Origin of the sequence: Polaribacter sp. Asnod6-C07 (genome assembly GCF_045063625.1) — a bacterium.
In the GTDB taxonomy this organism is placed as follows: Bacteria; Bacteroidota; Bacteroidia; order Flavobacteriales; family Flavobacteriaceae; genus Polaribacter; species Polaribacter vadi_A.
In genome coordinates this window covers 102,682-115,928 of the sequence record NZ_JBEFOF010000005.1, presented here as the reverse complement: position 1 = coordinate 115,928, position 13,247 = coordinate 102,682, and the positions used below count along the sequence as shown (strand labels likewise).

Here is a 13,247-nt window from a genome sequence, read left to right as displayed (position 1 = left end):
ATGAAGAAAAATAGTCTAAATCAATTATCAATTAAGGGTTTTGTATTCCTCTTGTTTTTGTTAACTAAACCTTTGTATTCACAAGAAATAAATCCTTTTTTAACAGATGTTTGGGGTGGGGTTAATTGTGTAGATGATAATGGAAAAACAATTTATCCAACAAATTACTATACACCAAACAACAGTTCACCAGGATGCGTAGCAATTTCTATGGCGCAAGTTTTAAATTATTATAAATGGCCTATCAAAGGAGTAGGTAATAACGTTTATTCCGAAAATTACAATGGGCAATTAAAAAGGCACTCAGCTTTTTTTGATAGTACTTATTATAATTGGGATGATATTTTAGATGAATACATGAATAAGCCATCTACTGAACAACAACAAAAAGCGGTTGGCGAATTAATTTATCATGTAGGTGTTGCTTTACAAATGGATTATGAGCCTTCAGGATCTACATCTAATATTAATAAAACAGCTTTTGTTTATCAGAATTTTTTTCGTTTTTCTGGGCATTATCAAGATGTAACTTGGTCAGGTTTTTGGGACAGATTGTATGATAATGTGCAGAAAGGTAGACCAGTTCCTGTAGCTGTAGATGCAAGTAGAACAGGAGATGGCCATGTGTTTGTAGTTGATGGGTACAAAGAAATTAATGGTAAACCCTATTATCATCTTAATTGGGGGTGGTATAATGATAATGGAATTAATGGTTGGTACAACATACAAGGATGGACTGCCTCTTCTGGAGGATATAATACCATTACAGGTGCTATGTTTGATGTTTTACCCAATCCACATATTACTTCTATTTCTAAATCAGATTTAGGGAATGGTTTTCTTGTAAAGTGGGAAGTAAGTGATAAATTAAATTGGGAAGTTTTTACGTTAGAACAAAAAGTAGACAATGGAGATTGGGAAGAAGTCTCAACAGAAATTACCTCAAAAGAATTTAATGTAAATAATCCAACTGGTAAAATGTATCAATTTAGGGTAAAAGCTAAAGTTGATGGAGATTATTATGCTAATTCTTGGTCAGAAATAGAAACTTATAATGTAACAGGTGGTTATAATGGTTATGTTAGTTTTGGAGGTAGCCAATATGCATATGCACGTCAAACACCAAATTACGATTTAGATTTTACTGCTGATTATACATTAGAAACTTGGTTAAGGTTAAAAGATAATAATGCAAATGGCAATACAATTTTAGACATAGAAGGAGTTTTTGGATTAGAAATTTTTGATGTAAATGCCAATAATTTTGCAATAAAATATAAATCTTACTCAAGTGGAGAAGCATTAGTTTCTAACAATACAATTTTATTAAATGAATGGGTACACGTCGCAGTTTCACACTCAGATAATAAAACAAAACTGTTTATAAATGGTTCTTTAATTAATTTTTATGAAGGTTCAAATTTTAATTTACCCAGTTCTAATAAAGCTTTAAATATCGCAGAAAAATATCATGGTAGTTATTCTTCTAGAATTAAAGCAGATTTCGATCAGTTAAGAATCTCTAAAGTAGATAGATATTCAGATAATTTTACACCAAGTCAAGAAAATCATTTTTCATTAGATGATAATACCATATCCTATTTTACATTTCAAGATATACATAAAGTTCGTTTTAAAGATGAAGCATCAAATATCAGTGTTATCGTTCTAAATGATATTAATAATACAGAATGGAGTTACGAATTAAATAGCGGTACTTTATCTATTGAAGATGTAAATAAAATTAAAAATTCCATAACATTATTTCCAAATCCGGTAGTAAATAAATATTTGCAAATATCATTAAATCAAGATTTTAACTTTGATGAAATTCAATTTAAAATGTATGATTTAGCTGGTAGAGATATGCTAATTAATACCAGTTTACAGTCTATGAAATCTTGGGAATTAGATGTAGATAAGGTAAAAAGTGGAGTGTATTTATTACAGATTACATTAGATAATTTGAGTATGACTAGAAAAGTTATAGTAAAGTAAAATTAGCTAAAGAATGTTTTAGGAGAAACTAAGTAAAGTCTGTAAAATAAAGTCTAGTTATAATTAAAACAGTATAACCATTATTCATTTCTAAATATTTAAACTATGAGAGCAAAACTACTTATTTTCACAATTATTTTTTTATTTATAAAGCTTAGTATAATAGCGCAGATAAAGAAAAGTGACTTTATAGAGTATGGTTTAGGTTTTCTAAACTCACAAAATTTAAATTTTGAGAATAATATTAAACCTGTAAGTGTTTTTGAGTTAAAAGATGAAAATAACGCTGTAATTTCTTACGTTGTGAACCTAAAACCTAAAGGGTTTATAGTTTTTTCTACTTCTAAAAATTTATTGCCAGTAATTTCTTATTCAACTGAATCTAATTTTAACTATAAAATTTCAAAAGAAAATATTCTTTTAGAAATGATAAAAAATAACGCAAAAAAGGAGTTGAAAAATTTATCAGAAAAAATAAATCTAAAAAAGAAAAAACAAGTTTTATTGAATAATGAATCTTGGGAAAAGTTAAAACAAGCAAGTTCTAAAGTTGCAGCAAAAACTTCAGCGAAATCTAATTTAATACAATATGGAGCTCATTTATCAAGTATTTGGGGAGGGGTAAATTGTTATAATGATTCTGGAAACGGAATAAATGTAGGTAATTATTACACTCCAAATAATTATTCACCAGGTTGTGTAGCAACATCACTTAGTATGATTTTACATTATTACAAATGGCCAGAGACAGGTGTTGGTTCTCATACAAATTATGATACTACTGGAAATTCTCAAACAAGTTGGACAGCAAATTTTGCTAGTGCCAACTACAATTGGAATAATATGTTAAATGAATATTATGGAGTTTCGTCTACTTTAGCTCAACAGCAAGCGATGGGTTATATTTCTTTTCATACAGCCACAGCCTTAGATATGGATTATGAATCATCTGGATCCACAAGTAATATTAATAGGATACCGTCTGCAGTTGGTTCTTATTTTAGGTCTTCAGGTCATCATCAATATTCTAGCTGGTCAAACTTTTGGTCTAGAATGCATGAGAATTTAGAAAATGGACATCCAGTACCAATTGCAATAGATGCCTCTAGTGGAGTAGGACATGCCCCTGTTGTTGATGGGTATCGTTATAATGAAGGGGATCCTGAAAATGAATTTTATTACCACTTAAATATGGGTTGGTATGGTACAAGTAATGCTTGGTATAGGTTGCAAGGATCTTTTAGTGCTGGTGGATATACTAGTGTTAGTGCTGCAGTTTTTGATCTTTTACCAGAGCCTGCTTTTGTGGAAAGTAGTATAACAGCAACTAGTAAAACATTTACTTTAAATTGGAAAACAAGTGAGAAAATAAATTGGGATGCTTTTGAATTACAAGAAAGTACAGATGGGGGTTCTTCATACACTACTATAAGTAATAATATTACAGATACCACATATACAAGAATAGTTCCATCAGCTGGTACATATAAATATAGAGTTCGATCTAAAGTTGATGGGAATTATTATGCTAATAGCTATTCTGAACCTATTGATGTTGTAGTTCCATATGAATATATCTATTTAGATTTTGATGGAAATGATTCTTTCTTTGTGTACGAAAATTCAAATAATGACTTTGATATTTCTAATACATATACTATCGAAACTTGGATAAATATTGATTCAAGAACAAGTGATACTTATCCAATTATTCTAGATAGAAGAACAGTGTTTTCTATGTTTTTAATTGCTGATTCAAATGCAGATTATGCTGTTAAATTTGTATCTCGAGATTCTTCAGGAAATATAAATGCATCATTACAATCTGATAATTCAACAGAAAATTTAAGTTACGGAGATTGGGTACATGTTGCAGTATCTAGAACAGGAAACATAACTAAATTATTTATTAATGGTAATTTAATTAATAGTTCAACAGATAGTGATTTTTCTTTGTCAGCATCATCAAATGCATTAAACATTGGAGCAAGATATTGGGGTAGCTATAGTCGTTATTTAGATGGCAAAATAGATAAGATTAGAATAACAGACAATGTTGTATACACATCTAATTTTATTCCCGATTTAAAAGAAGAATACTTTGCAGATAGTAATACAAGAATACTTTTAGCATTAGATGAAGGAACAGGAATTAATTTAACAGATGATGCAAGTAATTTTAGCACGATTCAGTTGCGTTCCTCTCCAAATCAGCCAAATTGGATGAGTTCAGATGATAATCTAGAATTTAAAACTTTAAATGTTGCTAAAGAAGTAAAATTAAATAAAGTAAAATTATATCCAGTTCCGTCTACAAATACTCTATTCTGTTATTTAGATAATACTTTATTAGAAGAAGTAAAAAAGATTACAATATATAATTATTTAGGAAAATTAGTAGAACCAAATACAATAATATATGAAAAGCAAAATAATAGGGTTGCTATAGATGTCTCAAATTTTAAAAATGGATATTATATAATTCAAATTGAAACAAACACGAAATTAATTAAATCAAAATTTATAAAAAACTAATATTAATTCTTTAAATAAATACAGTATGAAAACAAAACTACAAATTACCTTATTTTTTATTTTACTTGCAAATGTTTTTACATATGCACAAACAGATTATACCCTTGAGTTTAATGGTGTAGATCAGAGAATAAAGTATGAAACAGACGATACTTTAGATAAACTAAATGGAGTTTCAGATTATACTATTGAGGTTTGGGTAAAACCATTATCAACAGAAATTCATAATAGAGTTATTCTTAAAAGATGGAATCAATTTGCGTTAACTTTATATAAAGATGCTGATAAAAGATTCTATTTTACACATTATAGTACGTCAGGAAATACTTTTGTAAATACTATAGACAATGCAATTAATATTGATGAATGGAACCATTTAGTTGTAGTATGTAGTTCTGCTACAAATTCTGTAAAACTATACGCTAACGGAGTAGATGTAACATTATCTGATCAAGTAGCATTACCTTTGGCTACAACACCAGAAGCTGCTAATTTTTATGTGGCATATGGAGGTTCTGGTACCTATTTAAATGCAAACATAGATAAAGTAAGAATAAAAACGACCACAGAAATTATAACTAGTTTACAAACTGATATTGCAGATGCTGATTATACATCTGATGATAATACAGTTGTTTTATTAAATTTTAATGAAGGAAGTGGTACAGCAACTCTTAACGAGTCTAGTAATATTAGTGGAGAATTAGCCTGTACTGCAACAGATTGTACACAATTACCAACATGGGTAGAACTTTCTAATACATTATCTGTTAATAAATTAAACTCTACAATATTTAAGTTATTCCCAAATCCTTCTTTGGATAAAAGTTTTACAATTCAAACAAGTAATAACGAATTACTTAAAAGTATAGAGATGTTTTCTATTTTAGGTAAATCTGTAAAGAAAATTAATATAACAGAAAAAAAGAATAATATTTTAATAAATGCAACTGAATTAAATAATGGAATTTACTTTGTGAAAACAGTAACTGATAAAGGAGCAGGAATTGAAAAAATTATGATAAAGTAGTTATTATTATATTCTTGTAATTAAATAACAAAAACCTTCAGAACTTTTCTGAAGGTTTTTGTTTTGGTCGGGGTGGCAGGATTCGAACCTGCGACCTCCTCGTCCCAAACGAGGCGCGATGACCGGGCTACGCTACACCCCGAAAAATAGTCATCAATTTTAGGACTGCAAATATAGAATAATATTTATATATTGTATTTGTTTTTAGATTTTAATTTTAAAGATTATGAAACATTTTATTTTTATAACAATATTCTTTTTTAGTTTATCAATATTTTCTCAAAATAAGGAATATGAATTGATTGTTCCTGGTTTAAAAAATCCTTGGGGTTTTACTTTTTTGCCAGATAATTCTATGTTAATCTCAGAAAAAGATGGAAGGTTAATTCATTTTAAAAATGGTAAGAAAACCCAGGTTACAAATCTTCCAAAAATTTACGTTCGAGGTCAAGGTGGTTTTATGGATGTTGAAATACATCCGAATTATAAAGAAAATGGTTGGATCTATTTTACTTTCGCTTCTTCAGAAGGTTCAGGTAGTGGGGGTAACACCACTTTAATGAGGGCAAAATTAAAAGACAATGAATTAATAAATAAAGAAATTTTATATAAGGCGTATCCAAATACTACAAGAGGTCAACATTTTGGCTCTAGAATTACTTTTGATGCAAAAAATCATGTTTATTTTAGCATTGGAGACAGAGGGAATAGAGATGTAAATCCGCAAGATATTACTAGAGATTGTGGCAAAATTTATCGATTAAATGATGATGGTTCAATCCCTAAAGATAATCCATTTGTAAATAACAAAAATGCCAAAAAGGCAATTTATAGTTATGGACATCGAAATCCGCAAGGAATGGAAATGAATCCTTTTACTAATGAAATTTGGGCTCATGAACATGGACCAAAAGGTGGAGATGAGATTAACATCATACAAAAAGGAGAAAATTATGGCTGGCCAAAAGTGAGTTATGGAATTAATTATAGTGGTACTAAATTTACAGATAAAACAAGTGCTCCAGGTATGAAAAGTCCTATTCATTATTGGACGCCTTCTATAGCACCTAGTGGTATGGCTTTTATCAATAGTGATAAATATGGAAAATGGAAAGGTAATTTGTTAGTTGGTTCATTAAAATTCCAATATGTGAGCAGATGTATTTTAAAAGGAAATAAAGTTTTTAAAGAAGTTAAATTGCTTAAAGATATTGGTAGAGTGCGTTCTATTGAGCAAGGTTTAGACGGTTTTATCTATATAGGAGTTGAAAATTTGGGCATAGTTCGTTTGCTACCACAATAGATTTTTAACTTATTTTATTACTATTCTTTTCTCTTATTTTTTCATCATAAAAACTTATAAACTTTCTCTTTTTTAAGATGTAAAAATTTTTATTTTTACTATTCAAAATTGATACACAATATTATGTCTGAAAATATAGAAAAAATTAAATGTTTAATTATTGGTTCTGGACCTGCAGGTTATACTGCCGCAATTTATGCTGCAAGAGCAGACATGAAACCAGTAATGTATACAGGTATGCAAATGGGAGGGCAATTAACAACAACAACAGAGGTTGATAATTTTCCTGGTTACCCAAATGGAACTGATGGTACTGCAATGATGACAGATTTACAAAAACAAGCAGAACGTTTTGGTACAGAAGTTCGTTTTGGTTTAGTTACTAAAGTAGAATTAAACCCAGAAGTAGGAGGTAAACACAAAGTGATTGTTGATGAGTCTAAAGAAATTGAAGCAGAAACAATTATTATTTCTACTGGGGCAACTGCAAAATATTTAGGTTTAGAAAGTGAACAACGTTTAATTGGAGGTGGAGTTTCTGCCTGTGCAACCTGCGATGGTTTTTTCTATAAAGGACAAGATGTTGTAGTTGTTGGAGCAGGAGATACTGCTGCTGAAGAAGCTACTTATTTGGCTAATATTTGTAAAAAAGTAACTTTACTGGTGCGTAAAGATTATATGAGAGCATCTAAAGCAATGCAACATCGTGTAAATAAAACTGAAAATATCGAAGTTTTATATAATACAGAAATTGATGAAGTTTTAGGTGATAATGTTGTTGAAGGTGTAAGAGCAATCAATAATCAAACAAAAGAAAAGCACGATATTTCTGTAACAGGAGTGTTTATTGCTATTGGTCATAAACCAAATTCAGATTTATTTAAAGGAGTTTTAGATATGGATGAAACTGGTTATTTAATTACCAAAGGTAAAACTACACATACAAATATGCCAGGTGTTTTTGCAGCTGGAGATATACAAGATAAAGAATACAGACAAGCAGTTACTGCTGCAGGAACTGGTTGTATGGCAGCCTTGGATGCAGAACGCTATTTAGGTGCTTTAGAATAGATAGATATAAGTTTTGATATAAAAAAAAAGAGATTACATTTTTTGTAATCTCTTTTTTTTATATAATTAAATCAGTGTTTTAAGCTGATACAGAAGCTTTCATCGATTTTCTGTACGTAAAAGAATTAAAAATATTTCTTTTACCAAAATTATTCATAGATCTAGCATTTACAAATTTTCCGAAAAGAATTTTATTTACACCAAAATATTCATAAGTATTACCATCAGTAAAAGTTACTTCTAACAACATACTTTTATGATGCCAATCTGATACTTGAAATTCTGTTATCGTTTTTTTATAAGCCTCTAAATTTGCTTCTTTAGTTTCAGGAGCAATACTTACCAAAAAGTGATATCCATCTATAATTTCTGTACTTTTTATATCTGCTTCTGCTTTTTTTTCTTCATCCTGAAATTTGTCTGGATGCCATTCTTTTACTAAACCTCGATAAGTTTTCTTTAATTCTTTAAGATCGATTGCTCCTTCTACGTTAAAGAGTTTTTTATATTGTTTTATACGTTTCATTGCTTTGTTTTCAAATTGCGTGCAAAAGTATTGATAAAAAAGGGATTAGCTGTTTTAAATAGCTTTATTTCTAAATAATTTTATAAAAACCATAGAGAAGAAGATAAAAAAGATAGTATCGTTAATTCCGTAAATAGAATAGAAAATACCAGCCATTACATCTTTTTCAAAAATAGGAGAAAGATTGTTTTGTAAACGCCAATTCAACCAAATAAGTGCATAAATTAGTTTTTCGATTGCAAATACAGCCACAATCCATTTTACTTTTTTATAACTTTTAGCAACTGAGATATACGCAAAACCCCAAAGAACAATCATTAATAACCCAAAGTTAGACATTACTATAGCATCATATTTAGGAATATATTGGTTAGTAAAAAAGCGAGATAAAATTAAAATAGCAATTATATTTACTAATCCAGATAGAATGAAAATTTTAGATTCTGATATTTTCATAATTATATGAATTTATAAGCCTAATGCTTTTCGTTCATCAACATCAGCAGTTCCATTTTTACTCCAATATGCAGATTGTAACGTTTTTATTTTTTCTGCTTTAGTTATTAAAGTTTTATTACGACTAACTATTTCTTCTTTCCAGGATTCTATTATAAATGGAAATTCTTTTGTTAATTGTATAGAAAGTTTTCTTTTTAGTGATGGATAATTGATAGTATAGACTAAAAAATCGCTGTTTTTCAACAAACTAGCCTCAGCTTTGTAAGCTTGAATTTTTTTATGATTCAAGCTCAAATACTCAAAAGAAGGAATAATTTGCAATTCACCAACAGGTATTTTTTCTGGTGATATTCTCAGTTGATTCCAAAGTTCATTTTCTAAAATTTCTTTTTTTAATGTAATTTTCTTATCAGAATTGGTTTCAAAATAAGAATAAAACTGAATTTGATAATCACTTTTATTGTTTAATTGAGCAAAAGTATTTCCACACCATTCTTGGCTAGAAAAAGAAATTTTAAGAGCTTTTTTGTTGATATTAATAGGAGAGAAGGTACTTGTCATTATAGAATATGGATAAATACCAGTTGTAAATTTCTTAGTACTATTTAATTTTATAACAGGAATGTTTTTTTCATTTTGATAATCAGCTTTTACTTGTTTTTCAGGTAAAAAACCTTCTGTTACAAAGATGTTTACAGCAGTTCCCTCATAAATTTCTCCATAACGAACTTGTAATAGTTTATACGAAGTTATTTCTGCTTTTCCTGAATACCAATATTTATCAAAGTCAGGATTTTTTTTTACTATAATTGTATTTGATTTTGGTTTTTCTTTTTTTACTTCAGGTTTTGAACAATAAAAAAAGAGTAGACTTAGAAGAGTTGGTAAATATATTTTTGTGATTCGTTTCATAATTAATGCTTTAAAAGAACTAATTTACGATAAATTACAAAAACTATTTAGAATGATTTTTTTTTGAATTTGAAATAAGTATAATAATAGAACTTGTCTTAATTCTTAAGAAGCTTGATGCAGAGTGTTGGTATAACTTTTAATTAATTTAAAGCAATAAACTAAATCTTTTTCCATCTATTTCTATAAAAAACAAAAGGATTGTTTTCTAGAATTTTTCTATTAGAAAAGGAGTTAAACTGAACTTCAATTGTTGCACTTTTTTCTTGTTTTTAGATTTTCTATGGATAAAATATGGGCTTCAAAAGCTATATCAGTTACTTGGTTTTTGTTAATTTATTATCAATAAAAAAAACGATATCTATACTAATGGTTTTTGAACTGATTTACAAGAAGTAGAAACTGATAAAATTAAGATTACTATTAATTTAAATAATTATTTTTTTTGTTAAATAATTTATCAAAAAAAAGAGGTTACAAATTGTAACCTCTTTTAAATTTATTCACTTAAATCTTCATCAAGATTTTCTATAGCTTGAATTACAATCTTTACAGCCTCTATATAAAAATCTTGGTTTATAGAACCAAAAGTGTCTGTACTTCTATGATAGTCTTTATGATCTGGAACCCCAAAATAAATAAAAGGTATTTGTGCTTTATGAAAAACTCGATGATCAGAAGAGAAAGTCCAATCACTTTGTTCTTTGTTTTCAGGATCATCATGACCAAATAATAAAATTATTTTTTCTGATTTTATATCTTCTAAAGGATCTCTTAAATCTGGATAATGGTATAAACCACTTACAAATAACTCAGGATCGTAATCACTATGTGCAATCATATCCATATTAATATTTAAATCAATATTAGACTTGTCATTATAATTTTTTAAAAAATAATCTGCACCTAAAGAACCAATTTCTTCTGCATCTACAGCAGCAAATATTAAATTATGCTTTGTTGGTTTGTCTTTAAAATATTTTGCAATTGTAAATAAAGCAGCTGTACCAGAAGCATTATCATCTGCACCATTATAGATATTACCTTTTCTTATACCTAAATGATCAAAATGAGCACTAATTACAAAAGTTTTATTTGTTTGGCCCTTAAGCATACCAATTACATTACCCCCAGTTGCAGTTGTGTCTGGTACATTAGAGTAATCATCTAATGGTTTTGGTTTTGTCATAGGAAAAACCTCGTGTCTACTTTTACCTTTAAATGTATGAGAGAATTCTTGTACGTAATCGTTATTCATTACTTTTTGTAAACCTAATGCTGTAAATTGATCTACAATATATTGTCTTGCTTTTAAATTACCTGGAGCAGAAAAAGATCTTCCTTGCATTTCATCACTAGAAAGAAACTTAATAGATTCTAATAATTTTTCGGAGTTGATTTCAATTACCTTTGGTTCTTTACAGCTCCCTAAAAGCACAAAAAATAAAATAAATGAAAATAGTTTTGTTTTCATAAATTGGTTAAAGTTATGGTTAATCAGGGAATTTCAATGGCAAATATAACAAAAGACCATTAATTACAATGGTCTTTTTAAACAAACAACTAAATTTAAAACATTTTTAGTTTTAAAATAATTTTTAAAAACAATATTTGTTTTCTGCTTTTAATTTTTCTGCTATAGTGTTTCTTAGTGCAACAACATTAGGATAGTTAGCATATTTAGTAAAACGTTTTAACCCCATTAATAACATACGTTGCTCATCTCCTTCAGCAAAAGAAACAACACCTTCTCTACCATTTTTGGCAATAATTTCTACAGCATTGTATAAGTATAACTTAGCCATAGCTATTTGGCCTTCTTGTGCATCTTCTCCAAAACGTTTTGCATTTTTTTCTGCACGTAATAAAGTAGATTCTGCTAAATAAATCTCATTTAAAATATTAGCAGCTGCCATTAATAATTGTTGATGTTGCTCTAAATCTGGTCCATATTTTTGAATTGCAGAACCTGCAACCATTAAAAAGACTTTCTTTAGTTTAGCAATCATTTCTTTTTCTTCTGCAAAAAGTTCAGAATAATCTGGTGTATCAAAAGAAGGGATACCCATTAACTCATCTCCAACAGCAGTAGCAGGCCCTAATAAATCTACGTGACCTTTCATTGCTTTTTTAATTAACATACCAACTGAAAGCATTCTGTTAATTTCGTTTGTACCTTCGTAAATACGAGCAATTCTTGCGTCTCTCCAAGCAGCCTCCATAGGAGTTTCTTCAGAAAAGCCCATTCCTCCAAAAATTTGGATACCTTCATCTGCACAAGCTTGTACATCTTCAGAAACAGTTACTTTTAAGATAGAGCATTCAATTGCATATTCTTCAACACCTTTTAATTCAGCTTCTTGATGTGTGTTACCAGAAGCCATTCTCATATTAATTCTATCTTCAATATTTTTAGAAGCTCTATAACTAGCAGATTCACCTGCATAACAATTTGTAGCCATTTCAGCTAATTTGGCTTTTATAGCACCAAACTCTGCAATAGGAGTTTTAAATTGTTTTCTTTCTGTTGCATATTGTAAAGCAGTTGTTAACACTCTTCTTTGAGAATCGATACAAGCTGCAGCTAATTTAATACGACCAACATTTAATGCGTTTACAGCAATTTTAAATCCACCACCTCTAACAGATAGCATATTTTCTGCAGGTACAATTGTATCGTTATAAAATACTTGTCTTGTAGAACTAGCTCTAATACCTAACTTATGTTCTTCTTCACCTAAAGTAATTCCATTCGGATTTTCAGAATCATACTCAACAATAAATCCAGTAATGTTTTTATCATCTTCTATACGTGCAAAAACAATCATCACATTACAGAAACCTGCATTTGAGATCCACATTTTTTGTCCGTTAATTTTATATGATTTACCATCTTCTGTTAACTCAGCAGTAGTTTTACCAGAATTGGCATCAGAACCAGCACCTGGTTCCGTTAAACAATATGCACCCATCCATTCACCAGAAGCTAATTTTGGTACATATTTTTGTTTTTGTTCTTCTGTTCCATACAATGTAATTGGCATTGTACCAATACCTGTATGTGCACCAAAAGCAGTACTTAAAGAACCATTTCCACTCGAAATATATTCGCAAGTAATCATAGTAGAAACAAAGCCCATTCCCATTCCTCCATATTCTTCAGGAACAGCCACACCTAAAAAGCCAAGTTCTCCAGCTTTTTTCATTACTTCTTCTGTTAATGCATAATCTTTAGCTTCAAAACGATCTCTATTTGCAACAATTTCTCTGTCTGTAAATTCACTTACAGCTTCTTTCATCATTACTTGCTCTTCAGAAAAATCTTCAGGAGTAAAGATGTCTTCGCATTTTGATTCTTTAACTAGGAATTGTCCTCCTCTTAATATGTCTTTGTTTGTAGTTTCCATTTTAAT

10 protein-coding genes and 1 tRNA gene are annotated in these 13,247 nt (G+C 29.1%); 5 read left to right on the top strand and 6 right to left on the bottom strand.

The genetic code is table 11. The features are described 5' to 3' along the window. From ACJJVK_RS00620 to ACJJVK_RS00610, 3 genes are all read left to right on the top strand, one after another. Entirely contained in the window at positions 1-1,998 is a 1,998-nt protein-coding gene (locus ACJJVK_RS00620; RefSeq protein ID WP_405562245.1) for a C10 family peptidase, read from the top strand. Positions 1,999-2,103: 105 nt separating this feature from the next. After that, a complete protein-coding gene (locus tag ACJJVK_RS00615) occupies positions 2,104-4,533 on the top strand; it encodes a C10 family peptidase (RefSeq protein ID WP_405562243.1) in 2,430 nt (809 codons plus the stop codon). 25 nt (positions 4,534-4,558) lie between these two features. Next, positions 4,559-5,563, top strand: coding sequence for a LamG-like jellyroll fold domain-containing protein (locus tag ACJJVK_RS00610; protein ID WP_405562241.1), 1,005 nt, complete (start codon positions 4,559-4,561; stop codon positions 5,561-5,563). Between the two features lie 64 nt (positions 5,564-5,627). Here ACJJVK_RS00610 and ACJJVK_RS00605 read toward each other — a convergent pair. Continuing rightward, a tRNA-Pro gene (locus tag ACJJVK_RS00605) sits at positions 5,628-5,705 on the bottom strand. Positions 5,706-5,789: 84 nt separating this feature from the next. On the opposite strand from ACJJVK_RS00605, the gene ACJJVK_RS00600 reads away from it, so the two are divergent. Together ACJJVK_RS00600 and trxB are read left to right on the top strand one after the other, a co-directional pair. Continuing rightward, positions 5,790-6,866 (top strand): PQQ-dependent sugar dehydrogenase, encoded by a 1,077-nt coding sequence (locus ACJJVK_RS00600; protein WP_405562239.1) that lies wholly within the window; start codon positions 5,790-5,792, stop codon positions 6,864-6,866. Positions 6,867-6,989: 123 nt separating this feature from the next. Continuing rightward, positions 6,990-7,937 carry a thioredoxin-disulfide reductase gene (trxB, locus tag ACJJVK_RS00595; RefSeq protein WP_405562237.1) on the top strand — a complete coding sequence of 316 codons (948 nt, stop codon included), beginning with the start codon at positions 6,990-6,992 and terminating at the stop codon, positions 7,935-7,937. 79 nt (positions 7,938-8,016) lie between these two features. Here the strand turns inward: trxB and ACJJVK_RS00590 are convergent, their stop codons facing one another. The 5 genes from ACJJVK_RS00590 to ACJJVK_RS00570 form a co-directional block, all read right to left on the bottom strand. After that, on the bottom strand, positions 8,017-8,463 hold the full coding sequence (locus tag ACJJVK_RS00590) for a KTSC domain-containing protein (protein WP_405562235.1): 447 nt from the start codon (positions 8,461-8,463) through the stop codon (positions 8,017-8,019). Positions 8,464-8,517: 54 nt separating this feature from the next. Next, on the bottom strand, positions 8,518-8,919 hold the full coding sequence (locus tag ACJJVK_RS00585) for a hypothetical protein (protein ID WP_405562233.1): 402 nt from the start codon (positions 8,917-8,919) through the stop codon (positions 8,518-8,520). Positions 8,920-8,931: 12 nt separating this feature from the next. Further along, on the bottom strand, positions 8,932-9,834 hold the full coding sequence (locus ACJJVK_RS00580) for a septum formation inhibitor Maf (RefSeq protein WP_405562231.1): 903 nt from the start codon (positions 9,832-9,834) through the stop codon (positions 8,932-8,934). Positions 9,835-10,333: 499 nt separating this feature from the next. Then, positions 10,334-11,308 carry a M20/M25/M40 family metallo-hydrolase gene (locus tag ACJJVK_RS00575; RefSeq protein WP_215995904.1) on the bottom strand — a complete coding sequence of 325 codons (975 nt, stop codon included), beginning with the start codon at positions 11,306-11,308 and terminating at the stop codon, positions 10,334-10,336. A gap of 124 nt (positions 11,309-11,432) precedes the next feature. Further along, positions 11,433-13,241, bottom strand: coding sequence for an acyl-CoA dehydrogenase family protein (locus tag ACJJVK_RS00570; RefSeq protein WP_405562228.1), 1,809 nt, complete (start codon positions 13,239-13,241; stop codon positions 11,433-11,435). Positions 13,242-13,247: the final 6 nt, after the last annotated feature.

Bases quoted from the DNA above. Each gene is read 5' to 3' on its own strand.
- ACJJVK_RS00620 (WP_405562245.1), top strand. From the start codon at position 1: ATGAAGAAAAATAGTCTAAATCAATTATCAATTAAGGGTTTTGTATTC.
- ACJJVK_RS00615 (WP_405562243.1), top strand. From the start codon at position 2,104: ATGAGAGCAAAACTACTTATTTTCACAATTATTTTTTTATTTATAAAG.
- ACJJVK_RS00610 (WP_405562241.1), top strand. From the start codon at position 4,559: ATGAAAACAAAACTACAAATTACCTTATTTTTTATTTTACTTGCAAAT.
- ACJJVK_RS00600 (WP_405562239.1), top strand. From the start codon at position 5,790: ATGAAACATTTTATTTTTATAACAATATTCTTTTTTAGTTTATCAATA.
- trxB (WP_405562237.1), top strand. From the start codon at position 6,990: ATGTCTGAAAATATAGAAAAAATTAAATGTTTAATTATTGGTTCTGGA.
- ACJJVK_RS00590 (WP_405562235.1), bottom strand. From the start codon at position 8,463: ATGAAACGTATAAAACAATATAAAAAACTCTTTAACGTAGAAGGAGCA.
- ACJJVK_RS00585 (WP_405562233.1), bottom strand. From the start codon at position 8,919: ATGAAAATATCAGAATCTAAAATTTTCATTCTATCTGGATTAGTAAAT.
- ACJJVK_RS00580 (WP_405562231.1), bottom strand. From the start codon at position 9,834: ATGAAACGAATCACAAAAATATATTTACCAACTCTTCTAAGTCTACTC.
- ACJJVK_RS00575 (WP_215995904.1), bottom strand. From the start codon at position 11,308: ATGAAAACAAAACTATTTTCATTTATTTTATTTTTTGTGCTTTTAGGG.
- ACJJVK_RS00570 (WP_405562228.1), bottom strand. From the start codon at position 13,241: ATGGAAACTACAAACAAAGACATATTAAGAGGAGGACAATTCCTAGTT.